Origin of the sequence: Dactylosporangium sp. NPDC051541 (genome assembly GCF_044454505.1) — a bacterium.
Classification (GTDB): domain Bacteria; phylum Actinomycetota; class Actinomycetes; order Mycobacteriales; family Micromonosporaceae; genus Dactylosporangium.
Genome location: NZ_JBITDU010000003.1, coordinates 571359 through 592365, shown reverse-complemented (window position 1 = coordinate 592365; position 21007 = coordinate 571359). Strand labels below are relative to the sequence as shown.

General features: G+C 70.6%; 19 protein-coding genes. 9 read left to right on the top strand and 10 right to left on the bottom strand.

Going from position 1 to position 21007, the window contains the following annotated elements:
- Positions 1–45 precede the first annotated feature (45 nt).
- The 4 genes from ACIA8L_RS16820 to ACIA8L_RS16805 all read right to left on the bottom strand — a co-directional run bounded on the left by ACIA8L_RS16820 (position 46) and on the right by ACIA8L_RS16805 (position 4094).
- Entirely contained in the window at positions 46–1347 is a 1302-nt protein-coding gene (locus ACIA8L_RS16820) for an MCE family protein (protein WP_395905221.1), read from the bottom strand.
- Entirely contained in the window at positions 1344–2144 is an 801-nt protein-coding gene (locus tag ACIA8L_RS16815) for an MlaE family ABC transporter permease (protein ID WP_395905219.1), read from the bottom strand. The genes ACIA8L_RS16820 and ACIA8L_RS16815 overlap by 4 nt, the downstream gene beginning before the upstream one ends.
- Positions 2145–2149: 5 nt before the next feature.
- Complete coding sequence (locus ACIA8L_RS16810) at positions 2150–2899, bottom strand: MlaE family ABC transporter permease (protein WP_395905217.1); 750 nt, start codon at positions 2897–2899, stop codon at positions 2150–2152.
- Between the two features lie 262 nt (positions 2900–3161).
- The gene (locus ACIA8L_RS16805; protein ID WP_395905215.1) at positions 3162–4094 is read right to left on the bottom strand and encodes an ABC transporter ATP-binding protein; all 933 of its coding nucleotides are present in this window, start codon (positions 4092–4094) and stop codon (positions 3162–3164) included.
- A gap of 179 nt (positions 4095–4273) precedes the next feature.
- On the opposite strand from ACIA8L_RS16805, the gene shbA reads away from it, so the two are divergent.
- Both shbA and ACIA8L_RS16795 read left to right on the top strand, forming a co-directional pair.
- Complete coding sequence (gene shbA / locus ACIA8L_RS16800; RefSeq protein ID WP_395905213.1) at positions 4274–4852, top strand: RNA polymerase sigma factor ShbA; 579 nt, start codon at positions 4274–4276, stop codon at positions 4850–4852.
- Positions 4849–6582: a hypothetical protein gene (locus tag ACIA8L_RS16795; RefSeq protein ID WP_395905211.1), complete on the top strand. Its 1734-nt coding sequence runs from the start codon at positions 4849–4851 to the stop codon at positions 6580–6582. The genes shbA and ACIA8L_RS16795 overlap by 4 nt, the downstream gene beginning before the upstream one ends.
- A 104-nt stretch (positions 6583–6686) precedes the next feature.
- On the opposite strand, the gene ACIA8L_RS16790 is transcribed toward ACIA8L_RS16795, so the two are convergent.
- Positions 6687–8099: an MFS transporter gene (locus ACIA8L_RS16790; RefSeq protein ID WP_395906309.1), complete on the bottom strand. Its 1413-nt coding sequence runs from the start codon at positions 8097–8099 to the stop codon at positions 6687–6689.
- 108 nt (positions 8100–8207) lie between these two features.
- On the opposite strand from ACIA8L_RS16790, the gene ACIA8L_RS16785 reads away from it, so the two are divergent.
- A complete protein-coding gene (locus ACIA8L_RS16785; RefSeq protein ID WP_395905209.1) occupies positions 8208–8585 on the top strand; it encodes a MarR family winged helix-turn-helix transcriptional regulator in 378 nt (125 codons plus the stop codon).
- Positions 8585–9442, top strand: coding sequence for an aldo/keto reductase (locus tag ACIA8L_RS16780; RefSeq protein WP_395905207.1), 858 nt, complete (start codon positions 8585–8587; stop codon positions 9440–9442). The genes ACIA8L_RS16785 and ACIA8L_RS16780 overlap by 1 nt, the downstream gene beginning before the upstream one ends.
- A 339-nt stretch (positions 9443–9781) precedes the next feature.
- On the opposite strand, the gene ACIA8L_RS16775 is transcribed toward ACIA8L_RS16780, so the two are convergent.
- Positions 9782–10276 (bottom strand): DUF2306 domain-containing protein, encoded by a 495-nt coding sequence (locus ACIA8L_RS16775; protein ID WP_395905205.1) that lies wholly within the window; start codon positions 10274–10276, stop codon positions 9782–9784.
- Between the two features lie 22 nt (positions 10277–10298).
- On the opposite strand from ACIA8L_RS16775, the gene ACIA8L_RS16770 reads away from it, so the two are divergent.
- Positions 10299–10847, top strand: coding sequence for a TetR/AcrR family transcriptional regulator (locus ACIA8L_RS16770; protein ID WP_395905203.1), 549 nt, complete (start codon positions 10299–10301; stop codon positions 10845–10847).
- 404 nt (positions 10848–11251) lie between these two features.
- Here ACIA8L_RS16770 and ACIA8L_RS16765 read toward each other — a convergent pair whose 3' ends face one another.
- The 4 genes from ACIA8L_RS16765 to ACIA8L_RS16750 all read right to left on the bottom strand — a co-directional run bounded on the left by ACIA8L_RS16765 (position 11252) and on the right by ACIA8L_RS16750 (position 14640).
- Complete coding sequence (locus tag ACIA8L_RS16765) at positions 11252–11968, bottom strand: class I SAM-dependent methyltransferase (RefSeq protein ID WP_395905201.1); 717 nt, start codon at positions 11966–11968, stop codon at positions 11252–11254.
- A gap of 19 nt (positions 11969–11987) precedes the next feature.
- Complete coding sequence (locus tag ACIA8L_RS16760) at positions 11988–12416, bottom strand: hypothetical protein (RefSeq protein WP_395905199.1); 429 nt, start codon at positions 12414–12416, stop codon at positions 11988–11990.
- 81 nt (positions 12417–12497) lie between these two features.
- A complete protein-coding gene (locus ACIA8L_RS16755) occupies positions 12498–13751 on the bottom strand; it encodes a sensor histidine kinase (protein WP_395905197.1) in 1254 nt (417 codons plus the stop codon).
- A 202-nt stretch (positions 13752–13953) separates the two neighbouring features.
- Positions 13954–14640, bottom strand: coding sequence for a response regulator transcription factor (locus ACIA8L_RS16750; RefSeq protein WP_395905195.1), 687 nt, complete (start codon positions 14638–14640; stop codon positions 13954–13956).
- A gap of 49 nt (positions 14641–14689) precedes the next feature.
- Here ACIA8L_RS16750 and ACIA8L_RS16745 point away from each other — a divergent pair, with 49 nt between their 5' ends.
- The 4 genes from ACIA8L_RS16745 to ACIA8L_RS16730 all read left to right on the top strand — a co-directional run bounded on the left by ACIA8L_RS16745 (position 14690) and on the right by ACIA8L_RS16730 (position 20494).
- A complete protein-coding gene (locus ACIA8L_RS16745) occupies positions 14690–15208 on the top strand; it encodes a hypothetical protein (protein WP_395905193.1) in 519 nt (172 codons plus the stop codon).
- A gap of 156 nt (positions 15209–15364) precedes the next feature.
- Positions 15365–17182 (top strand): RICIN domain-containing protein, encoded by a 1818-nt coding sequence (locus tag ACIA8L_RS16740; RefSeq protein WP_395905191.1) that lies wholly within the window; start codon positions 15365–15367, stop codon positions 17180–17182.
- Between the two features lie 363 nt (positions 17183–17545).
- Positions 17546–19219, top strand: coding sequence for a hypothetical protein (locus tag ACIA8L_RS16735; RefSeq protein ID WP_395905189.1), 1674 nt, complete (start codon positions 17546–17548; stop codon positions 19217–19219).
- A gap of 42 nt (positions 19220–19261) precedes the next feature.
- Positions 19262–20494, top strand: coding sequence for an AAA family ATPase (locus tag ACIA8L_RS16730; RefSeq protein ID WP_395905187.1), 1233 nt, complete (start codon positions 19262–19264; stop codon positions 20492–20494).
- Positions 20495–21007: the final 513 nt, after the last annotated feature.

Below are 21007 nucleotides of genomic sequence, written 5' to 3'. Positions count from 1 at the left end.
CGTTCCTGCTCGTCGCGCTCACCACAACAGTGCGCACGTTCTTGTTCATTTCGCGCTCACCACCGCTCCGCGCAGCAGCGGGCCCCACAGCAGCATGGCGATGTCGGGGACCTCGACCGGCGGTATGCCCATCGCCCCGCCGATCAGCGGTTCGAGCAGTTTGCGCTCCTCCTGGCTGCCGGCCTCCGACGACGGCGGCCCGCCGACGGTCTGGGTGCCGGTACCGCCGCCCGCGGTCGCCGGGATCGTGCCGACCGGCAGTTTCGTGGTGCCGGCGCGGGCGGTGCCGTAGTCGTAGCCGTCGTTGATCGGGACACCGGGCGCCGGCACCCCGGGGCTGGGCAGACCGCGGCAGTTCGGGCCGTTGTCAGCGCCGTAGACCGGCCGGTCGCCGGGCAGGTACTTCCCGTTGTCACGCGTGATTTCGAGCGTGATGTGCATCCGGCCGCCGGTGAACGCCTGCTCGACCCGCGGCTGCAAAGCGACAAGTCCCTGCACGAGGCACGGGTACTCGGGTGCGTACGCGGCGAGCAGTTCCAGAACCGGCCGGCTCACGTCGCCGACCTTGATGAGCTGGTCGCCGTGGCGCTCCAGGAAGTACCGGGTCGTGTCGGCGGCGGTCGTGGTGTCGGTCCAGAACGTGGCCAGCTGCGCGCGCTGCTCGGCCACCGTGTCCGCGGTGACGGACACGTCCCGCAGCAGACTGAGCAGGTCCGGCAGCACCCCGTCGTACACATCGACCACGGCCGCGAGCCGGCGGACATCCTCGGCGATGAGCGGCATGTCCGGGTTGAGCGCGGCCAGGTAGGCGTCGATGTCCGTGATGTCGCGGCCGAGCTGGTCGCCCTTGCCCTCCAGAGCGGTGGCGAGCGCGCCGAGGGTGGCGGCGAGCTTGTCCGGCTGGATCGCCTGCAGCAGCGGCAGCGTGTCGTCGAGCACCTTCTCCAGTTCGAGCGCGCTGGCGCTGCGATCCTGGGTGATCACGTCCCCGTCGCGGATGGCCCGCCCGGCGACGGCCGGCGGCATGAGCGCCACATATCGCTCACCGAACAGCGTCTTCGGCAACAGCCGGGCGCTCACCCCGGCCGGGATCTGCGATGTGAGCGAAGGATCGAGCGCCAGCCGCAGCGTCGCGCCGGAGCCGTCACTGCTCACACTGCGCACTTCGCCGACGACGACGCCGTGCAGTTTCACCTCGGCGCCCGGGCTCAGCTGCAAACCGGTGTGCGCGGTGTGCAGAACGACGTGCGTGACGGGCGTGAACGCCTTGTTGTACTGCAGCACGGCCAGCCCCAGCGCCGAGCCGAGCAGCACGATGAAGACAAGACCGAGCAGCTTGTTGTTCATCCGGCGATCCGGACCGTCGTCGTCGCGCCCCAGATGGCCAGCGACAGGAAGAAGTCCACGACGTTCACCGCGACGATCGCCAGCCGCACCGCCCGCCCGACGGCCACGCCCACCCCGGCCGGCCCACCGCTCGCGGTGTACCCGTAGTAGCAGTGCACCAGCACGACGATGATGCTGAAAACGACAACTTTCGCGAACGACCAGAGCACGTCGGTGGGCGGCAGGAACAGGTGGAAGTAGTAGTCGTAAGTGCCCGCCGACTGCCCGAAGTAGACAATGGCCATCGTGCGGGTGGCGAGGTAGCTCGATAGCAGCCCGACGACATAAAGCGGCACGACCGCGATCAGTCCGGCGATCATGCGGGTGGTGACGAGGAACGGCAGCGACGGCACGGCCATCACCTCGAGCGCGTCGACCTCCTCGGAGATCCGCATCGCGCCGAGCCGGGCCGTGAACCCGCAGCCGACCGTCGCCGACAACGCCAGCGCAGCCACCAGCGGGGAGATCTCACGGGTATTGAAGTACGCGGATACAAACCCGGTGAACGCCGAGCTGCCGATCTGGTCGAGGGCCTGATAACCCTGCAGGCCAACCTCGGTGCCGGTGAAGAACGTCATGAAGCAGATGACGCCGACAGTGCCACCGGCGACCGCGAGCGCCCCGGTTCCGAAACTCACTTCGGCCAAAAGACGAAGGACTTCGCGGTGGTACTTGCTGAGCGTGCGCGGAGTCCAAGCGAACGCGCGAATATAGAACCGCAGCTGGCCGCCGAGATCGTCGAGGCGTTGCAAGGCCATCGCAGTCAGCTCCCCTTCTGCGGCACGATCTGGAAGTACACCGCGGTGATCACGAAGTTGAGCGCGAACAGCAGCATGAACGTGATCACCACGCTGTGGTTGACCGCGTCCCCGACGCCTTTCGGGCCGCCCTTCGCGGTCATCCCCTTGTAGGAGGCGACGAGCGCCGCCACGGCCCCGAAGACGAGGGCCTTGAGCTCCCCGACGACGAGGTCCGGTAGCTGTCCGAGGGCCTGGAAACTCGCCACGTACGCGCCGGGCGTCCCGTGCTGCAGCACCACGTTGAAGAAGTAGCCGCCGGCCACGCCGACGACGCTGACCAGGCCGTTGAGCAGCAGCGCGACCAGCATTGTGGCCGCGATACGAGGCGCGACCAGGCGCTGCAGCGGGTCGATGCCAAGCACTTCCATCGCGTCGAGCTCCTCGCGGATCTTGCGCGCGCCCAGGTCGGCGCAGATCGCTGAGCCGCCGGCCCCGGCGATGATGAGCGCGGTGACGATCGGCCCGGCCTCGCGCACCACGGCGAGCACGGAGGCCGCCCCGGTGAACGATTGCGCACCGAGCTGGCGCACGAGCGAGCCGAGCTGCAACGCGATCACCGCGCCGAACGGCACGGACACCAGCGCGGCCGGCATGATCGAGACGGAGCTGACGAACCACGCCTGCTGCACGAACTCGCGCACCTGCCACGGCCGCCGGAACAGCCCGCGCAGCGCGTCCAACGCGAACGCGAAGAACAACCCGGCCGCTTTCATACGAACGACCCCGCCCGCGCGACGACATCATTGACCGCGCACCACTGTCCAGGTGTGCGCGCGGCCCGCCCCAGCCGCCCGTCGACGAACAACCCGGCCGCGCTCATACGAACAATCCCGCCCGCGCGACGACGTTCTTGACCGCGCACCACTGTCCGAGTGCGCGCCCGGCCCGCCGCGCTGCTTCCGACATCGAGCGGCAGCTGGAGGAGTGACCGCAGCGACCGCAGCGACCACCCGTCGAAGAACAACCCGGCCGCGCTCATACGAACGACCCCGCCGGCGCGACGACATTGTTGACCGCGCACCACTGGCCCGGCGCGCGCTCGGCCCGCCGCGGCCGCCCGTCGGACGGCGGGAGCTGCAGCGGGATCGGTGGCAGCGGCGGCGGTTCGGCCCCGGCGGCGGCCTCGGCCTCCAGTTCGTCGGCGTCCTTCTCCTCGGACATGCCGATCGGGCCGATCCGTTGCGCGTTGAGGAACTGCCGGACCACGGGCTCCGTGCTCGACAGCAGCATCTCGCGCGGGCCGAACATCGCCAGGTGCCCGTGGTAGATCAGGCCGATGTTGTCCGGGACCGTCCGCGCGGTGTTGATGTCGTGCGTGACGATCAGGAACGTGGCCTCGATCTGCTGGTTGAGGTCGATGATGAGCTGGTTGAGGTACGCGGTGCGCACCGGGTCGAGGCCTGAGTCCGGCTCATCGAACAGCACGATCTCCGGATCGAGCACGAGTGCGCGGGCCAGCCCTGCACGTTTGCGCATGCCGCCGGAGATCTCGCCCGGCAACTTCGTCTCAGCGCCGTTCAGCCCGACCATGTCGAGCTTCTCCGCGACGATGTCGCGGATGTCGCGCTCGGACTTGCGCGTGTGCTCGCGCAGCGGGAACGCGACGTTGTCGTAGATGTTCATCGACCCGAACAGCGCGCCGTCCTGGAAGAGCACGCCGAACAGCTTGCGCACTTCGTACAGTTCGCGTTCGCGCAGCTTCGTCAGGTCGTGCCCGCCGATGACGATCGCGCCGCGGTCGGGCTTGAGCAGGCCGACGAGCGTTTTCAAGAACACCGACTTGCCGGTTCCGGACGGCCCGAGCAGTACCGAAATCTCTCCGGCCGGCAGTGTCAGCGTGACGTCGGACCACACGGGCGAGGCGCCGAAGGACTTGGTCAGCCCTTCCACGTGCACCTCGACGCCCATGTGGTCCTCCCCTGGTTGTTCGCCTTGCAGAGGTGACATCGGTGTTCGTCTCGGACACGCAACACCGGAACCGGAATTTCATTCGCACACCCGGCCCGGGTGGTGGTCTCGCCGCCTTCCGGTTACCGTGCGTTGACCCCCCACTCGGTTCTCGGTACGAAGGTGTTCCGAACCACGCGATGACAGCGACAATCGATCCCGGGCTCGTCGACCGCGCCGTGCGGTCCGAGCCGGAGGCCACCGCGGCGCTGCTGGAGCAGCTGCGCCCGGGTGTGGTGCGCTACTGCCGGGCCAAGCTGGGCCGCGTCGGCGGTGCCTACACCACGGCCGACGACGTTGCCCAGGACGTCTGCTTGGCGCTGTTGAAGACCTTGCCGCGGTACCGTGATCAGGGCCGCCCTTTCACAGCGTTCGTTTATGCCATCGCCGCGCACAAGGTCACCGACGCGCAGCGCGCGGCTGTCCGCCACGCCGGCCCCGCTCCGGTCGACACGCTGGAGGAGCGCCCTGATGCGGCGCCCGGCCCGGAGCAGCAGGCCGTCTCCACCGATCTGGCCCGGCGCCTGTCGGTGCTGCTGGCCCAACTGCCGGAGCAGCAGCGGGAGATCGTCGTCCTGCGCGTGGCCGCGGGCCTCTCGGCCGAAGAGGTCGGCGTGATTGTCGGCATGTCGCCGGCGGCCGTCCGGGTGTACCAGTCCCGAGCGCTAGCCAAGCTGCGTACCCTGGCCGGGGATACGCTGGGCGAGGTGGCGGCATGACGGACCGAGGCGCAACGATGCCGGCGCGTGACGGCGAGCAGCCGGTCGACCTGGCCACCGTCCGCGCCGACGACGCCCTGCTCGACGCCCTGGCCCGCGGCGACCGCGCCCCCGACGGCGACCCTCTGGCCGGCCTTTTCGCCGAGTGGCAAGCCGACCTGGCCGCCGACCTGCCCGACCTACCTGACCTGCCCGAACTGACCGCCGACCGACCTGACCTGCCCGAACTGGCCGAACTGGCCACGCTCGACGACCTGGACGCACGCACGGTCGCGCTGGACGCATCCGCCACCGACGCCTCCGCCACCGACGCGCCCGCCTCCGCCGGGCCCAGCTCCAACCGGCCCGGCTCCAACGGGCCCGGCTCCAACGGGCCCGGCTCCAACGGCACAGACGCCGCGCACGTGCTGGACTCCCTGCCCGACATTCCGGAGCTGCGAGCCGCCGACCCGCTCAGCACAGCGGACACCGGCACCAACGCCGACGCCGACGCCACCCGCGCGCTCGAATCGCCGCACATCCCGAAGCAGCGAGCCGGCGACACACTCGGCACCACCAACGCACTCGGCACCGCCGACATAGTGGGCACCGCCGACCCGGACGCCGACACCACCCGCGCGCTCGATCCGGACACCGACACCACCCGCGCGCTCGACCCGGACACCGACACCACTCACACGCTCGACCCGGACGCTGACACCACTCGCGCGCTCGACCCGCCGCCCGGCATCCCGAAGCAGCGAGCCACCGACACATACAGCACCGCCGACCCGGACAACGGCGCCACTCGCGCATTGAACCCGCCGACCGGCATCCCCGAGCTCCGATCCGCTGCGCCGACGAGCAACTCGGACACGGATACGGACACGGAACGCCACGATCTGCCGCTTTCCCGGCAAGCGAGCGGCGCCACCGCCTCCGTTACCGACATATTCGAACAGCCGGATGACGACGGCCACGACGGAGAAAACCACCACAACGCGCAAAGCCGATCGCACACGGACAGCGGATCGGGCACCGGCGGCGAAAAACGACGCGGGGGTACTGTCCGCTCGCGGCCCGGCGGCGCCAAGCGGAACCGGCGCGGAGGCAGCGGTGCCGAGCGTGGCGGCGGACGCCCGGGCGCGGGACTGCGGCGGGCGTTCATGGCGGTCGCGGCCGGCATCGTCGTGCTCGGCGGCCTGGCCATCGGCGCGCAGCACTCCGGCCCGGACGGTCCTCTGTGGCCGCTGACGCAGGTGTTGTACCCCGAGACGGCCCACGCCCGCGCCGCGGAGCAGGCGATCGCCGACGCCGAGGCCGCCATCGCCGCCGCCCGATTCGACGACGCCCGTCACCACCTCGACGTCGCGACCACGGAGGCGAACCAGGTCGACAACGCCGGCACCCGCCAGCGTCTCCTCGACCGCATCACCGAGCTGCGCGAACAGATCCCGGCGACCGCCCCGCTCCCGCAGGTCTCCCCGTCGCCGCCGTCGACCCAGCCGGCCCCGACGACCCAGCCCGCCCCGACCACCGCCGCCCCGGGCGCCACACCCCCGGCCGGGGGCGCGACGACAACGGGCGGCGGCGGAGGCGGGGACGGCAACGGAAACGGCGATGGCGGCGGGCAGATCATCCCGGGCCTGCCGACCCAGATCATTCCGACAACCGGTCCGGGCCTGCCGCTGCCGACGAAAATCCTCCCGACCACGGTCCCGGGCCTGCCGCTGCCGACCCTCCTGCCCTGACCGCGTCCAACCGGCTCAACTACACACGCACGGCCACGCACAGCCCGCACACGCGCGAACAAAGACGCGCACAACCGTGCGTGCACGCACGCGCGGTTGTGCGGTCAGGCGCGGCGGCGGGTCAGGAGTGGGGTCAGGCTGAGCAGCAGGCCGACGACCGCGATGCCGGTCACCAGGTTGACGCCCGGGTGGAACTGGCTGAAATCGCCGCGGGAGGCCGGGCTGGCCGCCGCCACCAGTGCCGTCACCACGGCGAGGACGAGGGCGGCGCCGACCTGGCCCGACGTCTGGACCAGGCCGGAGGCCAGGCCCTGCTCGGCGTCCTCGATGCCGTCCGTCGCCTGAGCCATGATCGAGCTGAAACCGAACGCGAAGCCGCCGCCCAGCAGGAGCATCGTCGGCAGCGTGGTGATCGCGTAGTGCGGGGTGGTGCCGGCGGTGAGCAGGAACCAGCCGTAGCCGAGGGCCATCGAGAGCATCGCGCCGGAGATGAGGGGCGCGGTGCCGTACCGGGTGATCAAGCGGCCCGTGAACGGGGAGCCGAACGCGACCAGCAGGCCGGCCGGCAGCAGGGCCAGCGCCATCCGCAGCGGGGACCAGTGCAGGACGTTCTGCAGGTACAGCGTCATCATGAACTGGAAGCTCAGGTACGACCCGAACAGTGCCACCATGCCCAGGTTCGCGCGCACGATCGCGCCCTTGCGCAGGATGCCGAGCCGGATGAGCGGATGGTGCACGCGCCGCTCGATCACGATGAACGCGGCGAGCAGGATCACCGCGGTGCCGGCGAGCGCGATGGTGATCGGGTGCAGCCAACCTCTGTCCGGAGCGGACACGACGGAGTACACCAGCAGCAGCGTGCCGCCGACGAGCGTCCCGGCGCCCGGCAGGTCGTGTCCGCGCTGAGACATTGAGGTGCGTGCGGCGGCGCGGTCGCGCGGAATGAGCGCGATGCCGGCGGCCAGGGCTGCGATCGCGAGCGGTACCGGGATCAGGAACGTCCAGCGCCAGCCCGCGCTCGTGAGCAGGCCGCCGAGGATCAGGCCGGAGGAGTACCCACTCGCGCCGAAAACGGAGAAGATCGACAACGCGCGGTTGCGGGCCGGGCCCTCGGCGAACGTGGTGGTCAGGATCGACAGGGCGGTCGGGGCGGTGAACGCCGCGGCCAGGCCTTTCACGAACCGGGTGGCGATGAGGAGGGTGCCGTCGTCGACCAGGCCGCCGATGAGGCTGGCGACGGCGAAGACGGCCAGGGCGATCAGGAAGATGCGGCGCCGGCCCAGCAGGTCGGCGGTCCGGCCGCCGAGCAGGAGCAGGCCGCCGTAGCCGAGGACGTAGCCGTTGACGATCCATTGCAGCGACGTCGTGGACAGGCCGAGCTCGGTCCCGATCGACGGCAGCGCAACGCCGACCATCGAGACGTCCAGGCCGTCCAGGAACAGCACGGCGCACAGCACGGCGAGCACACCCCAGAGCCGGGAAGGGGTTTGCGTCCGCTCGGCTTGGGTCAAGGTCATGGTCACGAGGAGCGACACTAGATGCGTGTGCATCAGATGTCCACGCACTAGATCCGCGTACATTTAATGCAGGTGCACTGTGATCGGCCGAGGAGTAGGATGCCGCCCATGAGGTCCGAGGGAGCCCTGATCGAGCAATGGCGCTCGCTGCTGACCAGCTACAACGAGCTGGCCGGGCACCTGGAACGAGCCCTGTCCGAGCGGCACGGCCTGGCGTTGAGCGAGTTCGAGATCCTTGACCGGCTCTCCACGCAGGAGTGTGAGAAGCGCCGCATGCAGGATCTGGCCGCCGACATGTACCTGAGCCAGAGTGCACTTTCGCGCGCGGTCGCGCGGCTGGAACGGGACGGACTCGTCGCCCGCGCACTGTGCGAGGAGGACCGCCGCGGCGTGTTCGTCAACCTCACTCCGGAGGGCCTGGCCCGGCACACCGCCGCGCGCGGGACCCACCTGGCGATCCTCGCCGAGCACCTGCAGCCCGCCTGATGCGCATCGGCCTCGGCCTGGCCGCGGTCGGCCGTCCCGGATACATCAACCTGGGCCGTGACCGCGACCTGCCCGCTCACCGCACGGTCGCGGCGCTGCAACAACGCTCACATGAGCTGCTCGATTACGCGTACGCGGCGGGCGTGCGGTATGTGGACGTCGCGCGTTCGTACGGGCGGGCGGAGGAGTTCCTGGCCGCCTGGCTCCCTGGCCATGACGACGTGGTGGTCGGTTCGAAATGGGGGTACACCTACACCGCCGGCTGGCAGATCGACGCGCCCGTGCACGAGGCCAAGGACCACTCCCCCGCCACTTTCGCGCGACAACTTGCAGAAACGCGCGCTTTGCTGGGCGATCGCGTGAGCGTGTACCACGTCCATTCGGTCACACCCGAAAGCCCGGCACTGACGGACCGCACACTGCGACAAGCCCTCGCCGACCTGGCCGCGCCGGGCGTCACCGTGGGTCTGTCGGTCAGCGGCCCGCACCAGGCGGACGCGATCCGCACCGCGCTGCGGGTCGAGGTCGGCGGCGAACCGCTGTTCCGCTCGATCCAGGCGACGTGGAACCTCCTGGAACGCTCAGCCGGCCCGGCATTGACCGAGGCACACAGCGACGGCCGCCGCGTCATCATCAAGGAGGCTCTGGCCAACGGCCGCCTGGCGACCCGCGACGCCGACGCGCTGGCGGCCGCTCTCGACCAGCCATTTGCGGATGTCGTACTGTCCGGAGCGGCGACCGTCGCCCAGCTCGCCAGCAACTTGCGAGCCCTCGACACCACGCCGCCTGCATTGCCAACAGCACCGGAGCCGCCGGACGAGTACTGGCGCACCCGCTCCGCCCTGGCCTGGTCGTAGAGCAACAAACGCGCATCCGCACGCCTGCCTTTGTCCTCGCCCTAATTACCAGAGCACCTGCACGCTCGTCCTTGCGCACGCACGCCCACCCTTACCTTGCGCACGCACCCTCATCCTTTGCCTTGCGTATCGCACGCTGCGCTCTCATTCTTGTGCATCGCAGGCACGCTTACCCTCACCTTGCGTACGCTCATCCTTTGCCTTGCGCACGCACGCTCGTCCTTTTGCCTTGCGCACTCACGCTCGTCCTTCGCCTTGCGCATCGCATGCTCATCCTTGCGCGCGCGAGCGTCGGCCTGTGCGATATGTCGGGCGCTGGCGCGCCACGACATATCGGATTTATCGTATATGCTCGCCTTGACGGGATTCCGTGACGGGAGTGCCGCGTCGGCCGGCCAGGATCACGAGGGCGACCACGGCGGCGCAGGCGACGAATCCGAGCACGAGCTCGATAGGGCGGTGAACGATCCACTGTGGAATGTCCCGCTGGGGTACCACCACGGCTCCGACGAACGCGCCGAGCAGTCCCAGGTATGAGCCGGTCATGAATCGCCGATGGTGCTCGATCCGTCCGGCGATCGCGGCCCACAAGCCCACGCTCAGCGTCACGAACGTGAACGCGGACAGGCCGTGAATCCAGCTGAAGTGGCCCGGCTTCAGGGCCTGGATGAAGAACGAGCTGATGATCGTGAAGTACATGGCGCCCACCCACACCCGGCCGGCCACCTTGTGCAGCCGGTCGCCGCGGGTGCGGCGCAGCAGATTGAAGGCACCGAGCAGCAGCGAGATCGTCGCGGCTGCGGCGTGGAGCGGAATAACAACGTTATCGCTCATAACACTGTTATAGTCGGTCGCCGTGACGCCCGTCAACCCTGACCTCACCGTGCGCCTGGTCGACGCCGCGGCGCGGATCCTCGTCGAGGACGGGCCCGGTGGCCTGTCGTTGCGCAAGGTCGCCGCGGCGGCGGGGGTTTCGACGATGCCGGTGTACACGCTATTCGGCGACAAACAGGGCCTCCTGGACGCCATGCACCGGGAGGGCTTCCATCGCCTGGGGCTGGCGCTGGCTGCGGTGCCGCGCACGGACGACGCGCTGGCAGACCTGGCCGCGCTCGGCTTCGCCTATCGGGAGGCGGCACTGGCCAGCCCGCATTTATACGGGCTGATGTTCACCGGCGGGTTCGGGCACACGGAGGCGGCCGACGCCACGTACCGGCCGCTGGTGACGGCGGTGGCGCGCTGCCAGGCCGAGGGCGTGTTCGCCGGCGACGATCCCGAGCCGGTCGCACTGCACCTGTGGGCACTCGCGCACGGGATGGTGAGCCTGGAACTGTCCGGCAAGGTCGACGGGTCCGCTTTTCCGGAGCAGCTGGGGTACGCCGGGCTGCCGTTTCTCGCCCACTGACGACAATAAGACGACCGTCACGCCGCAACTGCGCCAACGAGCGCACGATCAACTGTGCCGCCAGCGAACGCCCACCCCCTGAACGATCGCCGCGAACGGTCACGCGACACCTACGGGCACCGGTGCCACCGGCACGAGCGGTGCGAGCGGTGCGAGCGGTGGCACCGTGCGCGGTGCGAGCGGTGCGCGGTGGCAGGGTGCGCGATGCGAACGGTGCGCGGCGCGAGCGGTGCACGACGCGAGCGGTGCGCAATGCGAACGGTGCAAGGTGCACGGTGCGAGCGGGTGCGCGGTGCACGATGCGAGCGGTGCGCGGTGGCACGGTGCACGATGCGAGCGGTGCGCGGTGGCGCGGTGCACGATGCGAGCGGTGCGCGATGCGACCGGCACCAGCGGGGGAGCGGCTACGCCGGCTTGGTTTTTCTGGTGCGTTGGCGGTAGTAGGAGTGCACGGCGTCCTGGCCGGTGTAGTTCGGGCCCGCGCGGTCGTCTGCGCCTAGGTATTCGTAGGGCAGTTCGATGTCGCCGCGGTCGTCGCGGCCGATCCGGCGGCGGCGGCCGTCGTAGCTGAAGCCGGCGTCGCGCAGGTCGGTGGCCAGGCGGCGGCCGGCGGGGGCGCCGTCGGCGAGGCGGACTGCGGCCAGGTCCAGGTCGGCGACCAGCCGGCCGCCGTCCGTCAGCCAACCGGCGGCCCTGGCCAGCAGGCCCAGCTTGTCGCCGACGTAGTGCAGGCCGTGGACGCTGGTGATGAGGTCGTAGCGGCGGCGCGGGGTCCAGTCGAGGACGGGGACGGCGGTCAGGCGCAGCCAAGGTACGTCCGGGGCCGCGACGAAGGCGTCGACCAGGTCGACGCCTTCGCACAGCACACGGTCGGCCACGCCCTGCTCGGCCAGTTGGCCCGCGGCCTCGACCAGCGCCCGGCCGGAGCCGCAGCACAGGTCGAGCCACGCGACCGTGTCCGGTGCGCCGGTCACGCGCAGCAGGGCCGCGATGACCTCGACGGGGTTGAAGCCGAGCTCGCGCTCGTAGCTGTTGACACCGTCGAGGCCGCGTTCGCGGTTCATCGCGGAGTTCGCCACCACTGCCGATCCGGCGAGGGCGTCGTCGTCGAGCAGGGGCACGGCGACATGATCGCAGCTATCAGCGGCGGCCGGAACCCCCATGATCGTCCCCGCCGCGGTCGTCGCCGCCCCGGTGGTGGTTGCCGTGGTCGTCGCCGGGGCCGTCGTCGGCACCGTGACCGCCGCGGCCGTGGTCGTCGCCGGCCTCGTGCGTGGCGCCGCGGCTGCGGAGTCCGCCGTGGTCATCGACGGTCTGACTGGGCGCCGGGCCGGTCGTCGCGCTCGCCGCCGGTGCCGGCGCGGTCGATGTCACGCTCTCCCCCGGGGTCGGGTTGTCGTCCACAGTGCGGGACGGGTTGTCCTCCACGGTGGCACTGCTGGTGACCACTACCTGGGACGGGTGGTCGTCGGCCCGCCCGGGCCCGGAACCCGTCGACGCGGCCAGGGCCGTCCCGCCGATCGCCAGGGCGGCCGCGGTCGTCGCGCCGATGATGAGAAGTCTGCGCATTGGAGGTACACCTTCCAGATCGCTTTGTGCTTGCACGACCTACGCTCCACTGCGCTTCGTCAACGGGGTCCTGGCTGGAGGCTAAGGATCGGTTAAGAGCTCCAGGGTCACGCGGGCGCCGCTCACGGTGAGGCGGCCGCCGGTGGATTCCGCGGTGCGGCGGGCGATGTCGAGGCCCAGGCCGGTGGAGCCGCCGCCGCTCACCCCGCGCGCGGCGGCCTGCGGGTCGAAGCCCGGGCCGTCGTCCTCGATCACGAGTTCGGTCCGGCCGTCGGCGGCGTGCAGTTCTACCGCGAAACCGACGCCCTCGTCGGTGTGCGCGAACACATTGCTCAGCAGCGCGTCGACGGCGGCGGCCAGGTCGGCGGCGGCCACCGCGACCGGGCGCGGGCCGGGTTCGAGGGCGGTACGCACGGCGCGGCCCTGGTCCTCGGCGAGTACCGACCAGAACGCGACACGCTCGGCGACGACCGCGGCGGCGTCACACTGCGGCGCGGACCGTTCGCGGCGCGCATCTTCGATCACCGCGGTGAGCGCGCGGTCGAGCGAGGCGACATGGTCGAGCATGCGGGCGGACTCGTTCGGGTCCGAAAGGCTCTCGGCGTCCAGGCGCAGGGCGGTCATCGGGGTGCGCATCCGGTGCGAGAGGTCGGCGGCGGCCTCGCGCTCCTGGCGCAGCAGGTCACGGATGCGGCCGGCCAGGCGGTTGAGGGCGGCGGCGACCGCGCGTACCTCGCCCGGGCCGTCACCGGCGGGAGCACGGCGGTCCAGGTCACCGGCGGAGAGGCTTTCGGAGACGGTGGCCAAGGTGCGGATCGGGCGCACGACCGCGACCGCGAGCCGGTCGGCGACGGCCAGGCCGAGCAGCAGCAGACCGGCGCCGACGACGGCGAGGACGAGCCACGCCCGGGTGACCCCCTGGTGCAGGTCCTGTTCGGGGACGAACGAACGCACGACCGCGGTGCCGGCCGGCAGCCCCTGCACGGCGATCAGGATTTCACGGCCGTCGGTGTGCGCGACGCCGAAGCTGCTGCCCCGCTGGGCGGCGAGGCGAACCGCGGGCGTCACGGGAATGTTGGCGCCGATGACGGTACCGTCGGCCAAATAAACTGACACCGGGTGCGCACCGTCCACATTGGCCTGTTCGACGGTGAGCCGCAGCGAGTTGGCGTCGGCGGTGGCCACGAGCGCACCGAGGGACTGCGCCTGATTGGTGGCCGCGGCGACGGCCCGGTCCTCGGCCGCGGCCCGCAGCAGCAGCGCGAGCGGCACCAGGAACGCCACGAGCACCAGCGCCATCGCGGCCGTCACCAGCAGGGCCAGCCGCCGTCTCACGCGCGCCGCCCCAACTTCGGCCCGGATCGCCGTTGCGGCCACAATCGTGCGGCAACGAACGTCCAGTTACCGGCGGGCTCGACGCGCGAACTCATGTGGACAGTCCGAAACGGACACCGACGCGGCGCACGGTGTGGATGCGCCAGGGGTCCTGGGCGGTCGGCAACGAACGTCCAGTTACCGGCGGGCTCGATGCGCGAACTCATGTGGACAGTCCGAAACGGACACCGACGCGGCGCACGGTGTGGATGCGCCGGGGGTCCTGGGCGGTCTCGCCGAGCTTGCGCCGCAGCCACGAGAGGTGGACGTCGACGGTCTTGTCGGCCGCGGTGTACGGGACCTGCCACACCTCGGTCAGCAGCTCCCGTTTCGAGACGACTTCACCGGCCCGGGTGACGAGGAAGTGCAGCAGGTCGAACTCGCGCGGCGTCAGCTCCAGCGGCGCACCGTCGAGGCTGGCCGTGCGGGCCCGCGGGTCGACCCGCACCCCGTCCGCCTCGACCGCCGGGTCTCGCTCCCGGTCGGGCGGGGAGGTGCGGCGCAGGACGGCCCGGATGCGTGCGTCGATCTGTTCGGCCCCGTACGGCTTGACGACGTAGTCGTCGGCCCCCGCGTCCAGCGCGCGCACCATTTCGCCCTCGGTGCGCCGCGCGGTCACCACGATCACCGGCACCTGACTGACCGCGCGCAACATGCGCAGCGCCTCGCGCCCGTCGAGGTCGGGCAGCCCGAGATCGAGCAGAACCACATCCGGCGCCTCGGCAACCGCCAGTTTCAGGCCGTCGAGTGCGGTTGCGGCGGGTACCACCACATGTCCCCGGCCGGCGAGGGCCTTGAGGATGCCGGTGCGAATCGTCGCGTCGTCCTCCACGATCAACACCTTGGCCATATGGCGAGCTTAACCGCGCTTTATCGTTCGACGGCGGACACTGGACCGTATGAGGATGCGGTGGCCGGTGGTGGCCGCGGGGTGGCTGGCGGCCGCGGCGCTCGCGACGGCGGCGTCGGTCGGGGCGGTGGGCACGTTGCGCTCCGTGTTCGGGCCGTCCGACGCGCCGCTGCGCGAATCGGATGTGCAGGCCGCCCTGTCTTCACCGGCTGCTTCCGGGCAACCCACGGCCGGGTCTTCCACCACCGGGTCTGCCACCGCTGGGCCGGCCACCGCTGGGCCGTCGGGCTCGGAACCGGCGGGCGGGAGTTCGTCTCCGTCCGGGCCGGCTCCCGTGACCCGGGCGCTGGCCACCGACGGCGGGAGCCTGGTCGCGACCTGCACCGGCGGGCTGGCCTACCTCGACTCGTGGGTGCCCAGGTCCGGGTGGGAGGTCGACCACGTGGTGCGGGGGCCGGCGGCGGTGACGGCGCTGCGGTTCAAGGCGCGGTCGGGCGGCGGGTCGGTGCGGGTGCAAGTGACGTGCGAGAACAGCGAGCCGGTGCTGCGGCCCGGCGGCGACGACTGATCGTTTCGCGCGTATCTTTCACGACCGTGCACATGCCGTGCACGGCCCCTGCACGGGTCCGGCAGAGGCGACGCGACGCGGACGACAAAAAGCGTTATCGATCCCATCGGCCGGCATCTTTCGTGGTGATCCCTCCACGAAAGAAAGGACGGTCCGATGCGAACTCGCACACTCACGGCCGGGGCCGTGACGGTGGTCGCCGCCGGTGCGATCACCGCCGTCGCGGTGTGGCCCGCCGAGGCCGCGACCACGCCCGTCGGCGACGGTGTGTACACCCTCGCGGCCGGGGCCAGCGGCAAGTGCATCGACGTCACCGGCTCCTCGGTGGACAACAGCGCGCTGCTGGTGCAGGTCGCGTGCAACGCATCAGCCACCCACATGCAGTGGAAGGCCGTCGCGCGCGGAAACGGTCAGTTCAATCTGGCCAACGTGAACAGCACGCGCTGCATCGACGTGCCCAGCTCGTCCACGACGTCGGGGACGCAGCTGCAGCAGTACGGCTGCGGCGACGGCACCAAGACCAACCAGCTGTGGACGTTCACCGCCTCGTCCGCCACGGCCGGAAAGTATCTGGTGAAGTCCGTCGCGACCGGGCTGTGCATCAGCGACAAGGACGGCTCGACGGCCGGGAACAACCCGATCGTCGAGGAGACCTGTTCGGACATCGCGCGGATGCAGTGGTCGTTCAACTACGTCGCCGGTCCGACGGGCACCGCCTCGCCGACGGTCGCACCTACTCCCTCGACGACGACCGCACCGCCGCCGACCGGCCCCGCGGTGGCGTTCCCGGGCGCGGTCGGCTTCGGTGCCGTGGCCACGGGCGGGCGCGGCGGCAGCGTCTACCACGTGACGAACCTCAACGACAGCGGCTCCGGCTCGTTCCGGGACGCGGTGAGCGCGTCGAACCGGATCGTCGTGTTCGACGTGGGCGGGTACATCAGCCTGTCGTCGGCCGTGTCGGTGAAGAGCAACCTGACGATCGCCGGGCAGACCGCGCCGGGTGGCGGCATCGGGATCATGGCCCGGGAGGTGTCGTTCGCCAACTCGACCAATGTGATCGTGCGCAATGTCCGCTTCCGCCAGGGTGATCTGGACCCCAATGATGAGAAGAGCGGCATCAACCTGTACAACGGCAGCAAGTTGATTTTCGACCATGTGTCGATCGAGTTCGCGCAGTGGAACAACATCGACGCGGTGGGCGCCACGAACATCACCGTGCAGTATTCGATCGACGCCGACCCGATCGGGCAGCAGTTCGCCGCGCACACCGAGACCGGTCCGTACACCTGGTACAACAACCTGTTCGCGAACGCGCACAACCGGTGCCCGCTCGCGAAGGCGAACACGCAGTACATCAACAACGTTGTGTACAACTACCAGGCCGGGTACACCGCCGGGAACTCGAGCGGGCACTTCCTGCACGATGTGATCGGCAATTACTTCATCACGGGCCCGCGCACGACGAACTCGAGCAACGCGTACTACCAGATGGGCAACCAGTCGGTGTACAACTCGGGCAACATCATCGACAGCAACAAGGACGGTGTGCTCAACGGCTCCACGCTCGGTGTGGGCGGCGGCGGCACGGCAATGTCGAGCCCGTGGTCCGCGACGACGAGCACGATCCCGGCGGTGAGCGCGGCGAACGCGTACAACAACGTCGTCGCAAAGGCCGGTGCGCTCCCCCGTGACCAAGTGGACACGCTCGTCGTCAAGGACGTGCAGTCACTGGGCAAGGCCGGCGACCTGTGGGCGCACCAAACGAGCACCGGCCTGTCGAACAACGGCTACGGCACAATCGCCGGTGGCACCGCCCCCACCGACACGGACCGCGACGGCATGCCCGACGCGTGGGAAAACGCACACGGCCTGAACTCGAACAACGCGAGCGACGCCACCGGCGACTTCGACCACACCGGGTACACCAATGTGGAGAAGTACATCAACGGGCTGCTCGATGGGACCTATCACTAGGGATTGAGGTGTTCCGCGCCGGGTGCGAGCCCCGGCGCGGAACTTCATCGGCACCGGCGGGGACCTGCACGCGACGTTCGCGGAGCACGGCAGGCGTTTGCGAACGGGCACGGACACGACGGGCTCCAGGGCGTTTGCGAACGGGAGCGGACGCGGCGGGCTCCAGGGCGTTTGCGAACGGGAACGGTCGCGGCGGGCTTCAAGGCGTTTGCGAACGGACACGGTCGCGGCGGGCTTCAAGGTGTTTGCAATCGCGCACCGGTCGCGGTGGGCTTCCGAGCATCGGCGTGCGCGTTGTACGCTCATGGCGATGCTGACGAACATGTGCAGATTGGGGGTCCCGTCCGCCAAAGGTGAGTGCTGATGCACCCTCACCTCGCGAACGGAGAGACCCGGCTTCAGTTGTGGCTGCGGGCGCGTGAGTTCGCCGTACCGTGGCCGATGATCGAAACGTCCACCGCCCGGCGCGTTGCCGGTGACTGGGCCGCGGCCTGCGCGGCCGCCCACGTCGATGTGGACCTCAACCTGCGGCGACTGGCCCGGCAGCGGGGTCCTGACATAGCCGCCCGAATCCGCGCCGACCTGCGCCATCTCGCCCCTGACCTGCTGCGCTGGCACCTGCCGCGGATCGGCCCGGACGGTCTGCTCCGGCCCGGCCTGACGGTCGCGCTGGCCCGGTACGACGCGGACCTGCACCTCGTCGTGCGGACCGCACCCGCGTGGGCGGCGGCCGGGCAGCGGCTGAGCCTCGCGCTCTGGGACGGCGATGTGCGCGGGCCGCATCCGCATCCCCGGCCGGACCGGCACTTCCGCCTGGATCTGCACCGGCATTTGTGGGATGCGCGGCGCAGTGCCGAACTGCGCGCACGGGCGCGTCCGGACTGGGTGGCCGAGGCTCGGCTTCTGCACGCTTCTTGTGTGTTTGTGCGCGCCGGGCGCCGTCGGCTGCTGCTTGACGTGCACTCGGGCGAGATTCGGGCGGCTCGTACGCGCGACGGGCGCATACCGGTCCTTCCGTATGCGTCCACTTGGCCATCCCCTGACGTCGAACTGCTGGACGCCGGTCTCATCGATCCGGCCGACCTGCATCCGCTGGTCGCCGCGGCGCTGGTCCCTGGCCACGCGGCCGGGGTCCACACAGCGGCGAACACGGACGGGCCGGCGGCGTCGGACGGGCCGATGGAATTGGACGGGCTGGCCGCGACGCTGGACGGATCGGCGAATCGGCGTGGGCCGGCTCCGGACGAGTCGGCCGCTCCGAGGGCGTCCGTTGCTTCAGGCGTGTCCGCGGCTCCGGGCGAATCGGCTGCTTCGAGCGGGTCGGCCGCGCTGAGGGCGCCCGTTGCTTCGGGCGTGTCCGCTGCTCCTGGCGGGTCGGCCGCTCCCGACGAATCGGCTGCTCCCGACGGGTCGACCGCTCCCGGCGGATCGGCTGCTTCGAGCGGGTCGGCCGCGCTGAGGGCGCCCGTTGCTTCGGGCGTGTCCGCTGCTCCTGGCGGGTCGGCCGCTCCCGACAGATCGACTGCTCCCGACGGGTCGGCCGCTCCGGGCATGTTCTCTGCTCCGGTCTGGTCGGCTTCTACGGGCGAGTCGGCTGGCCGAGGTGCGGCAGCGACGCGCGTTGTTGCGTGCCGGGGTGAAGTGCATCGGATCGGGCTGGTCGGTGGGGTGCTGACCGCGCTCGACCACGATCCCGGGCAGTTGCGCCGGGAGGAGCTGCTCACGGCGCTCGGCGGGGCGCCGTTGCCCTGTCTGCGGGCCATCGACAGGGTGCACCGGCATCCGGAGAGCCTCGACGACGTACGCGCGCGGCTCGACCACGGTGATGCGGCCGGGGCCCTCGCCGCGGTCGAGGCGCTGCTCGGTCCGAACGTATTGCTGCGCGCCGGAGCGCTCCGTGAGGCGCTGGAAACGGAAGTGCAGCGCCGCATCATGCACGGACTGTTTCGAGCCGGTCTGGCCGGTCGCAACGTCCCTGAGCGTCGGCAACCGCGCCGCCTTGGCAAATCCCAGTCACATCCGCGCAATGCGCACTGACGTTTCTTGCAATCCAGAGACCACAAAAAGGTGATGCCATACATGCCTACCCTGGAAACCGCCGCCGACCTGCTCAAACTGCTCACCGACACCGAGACCGAATGGCGCGAGAACGCGCAGCTCGAAGCGCTCACGTTGGCCGTCGCCGCGGACCTGCCCGTACTGCTCTGGGGCGAACCCGGCATCGGGAAGACCGCCGCGCTCAACCAGCTCGCCGAAGCGCTGGAACTGCCGCTCACAACGGTCATCGCCAGCGTGCACGAGCCTTCCGACTTTTCCGGACTGCCGGTGCTTGGCGACGATCCCGCGGTCCAAGGCGTGCCGATGGCCCCGCCCGACTGGGCCGTGCGGCTCGTGCGGGCCGGTCGCGGGCTGCTGTTCCTGGACGAACTCTCCACCGCGCCGCCGGCCGTGCAGGCCGCGCTGCTGCGCGTGGTGCTCGAACGGCGGATCGGCGCGCTCACCCTGCCGCCGGACGTGCGAATCGTCGCCGCCGCCAACCCGCGATCGTCGGCGGCCGACGGTTGGGAGCTCAGCGCACCCCTGGCGAACAGATTCGTGCATCTGCAATGGGCGTTCGAGCATGACGTGGTCGTGCGCGGGCTCGGCGGGGTGTGGCCGAGTGCACGCCTGCCCGAGCTGGACGCGCACAAGTTGCGCGATGCGGTCACGTTCGCGCGGCGGGCGGTGTGCGGGTTGCTGTCGGCGCGGCCCAAACTCGTGCATCAGCTACCGTCCACCGAGACCCGGCGCGGCGGGGCGTGGCCGTCGCCGCGAAGCTGGGACATGGCGCTGCGGCTGGTCGCGTTCGCCACCGCCGCCGGAACGTCCCGGGATGTGCTGTCGATGCTGGTCCGCGGGGCGGTCGGCGACGGGCCGGGCCTGGAGCTGCTCGCCAGCCTGGACCGCATGGACCTTCCAGATCCTGAGGATCTCCTGCAAAACCCTGCTTCGGCGGTACTGCCTGATCGCGGCGACCTCCGCCAGGCCGTCCTCGACGGGGTCGTGGAAGCGGTGCGGCGGCGCCCGGACCGGCAACGGTGGGACGCGGCCTGGGCGGTGTTGGCCCGGGCGGTCGAGACGGGCCCGCCCGACCTCGTCGTCGTGCCGGCGACGACGCTGGCCGCCCAGCGCGAGGACGACTGGGAGCTCCCGGCCGCGATCGAACGCCTCGCCGGTGTCGTCTCACTGTCCCGCACCGCGTCCTTCGCCGAGGCGCGCACCGGTGATCGCGCCGCTGGCAACCGCGCCAACCACGCCGGGACCCGCCGATGAGCGCCCCGAACACCAGGCCGCCAGCAGACAGACCGGCCGCACAAAAGCCGGTGCACGGGACGAACGCGCGAACACTCGTACACGGACCGAACGCGCAAACAGCCATGCACGGGATGAGCGCGCAGACAAACGCGCACCGGCCGAACGCGCAAGCAGCTCTGGATGAGATGACCGCGCAAGCAAACGTGCACGGGATGCACGCGCAGACAAACGCGCACCGGCCAAACGCGCAAGCAGCTGTGGACGGGATGAGCGCGCAGCGGCCAACGGACGAGCCGGGCGCGCGAGCATCGGCGCGCGGACCAGACGTGCGAACAGCTGTAGACGGGATGAACGCGCGGGCATCTGTGCGCGGACGAGACGTGCGAACGGCCGTGGACGGGATTGGCGCGCAGCGGGCGGCGAACGAGCCGGGCGCGAACGAGCCGGGCGCGAACGAGCCGGGCGCGAACGAGCCGGGCGCGAACGAGCCGGGCGCGAACGAGCCGGGCGCGAACGAGCCGGGCGCGAACC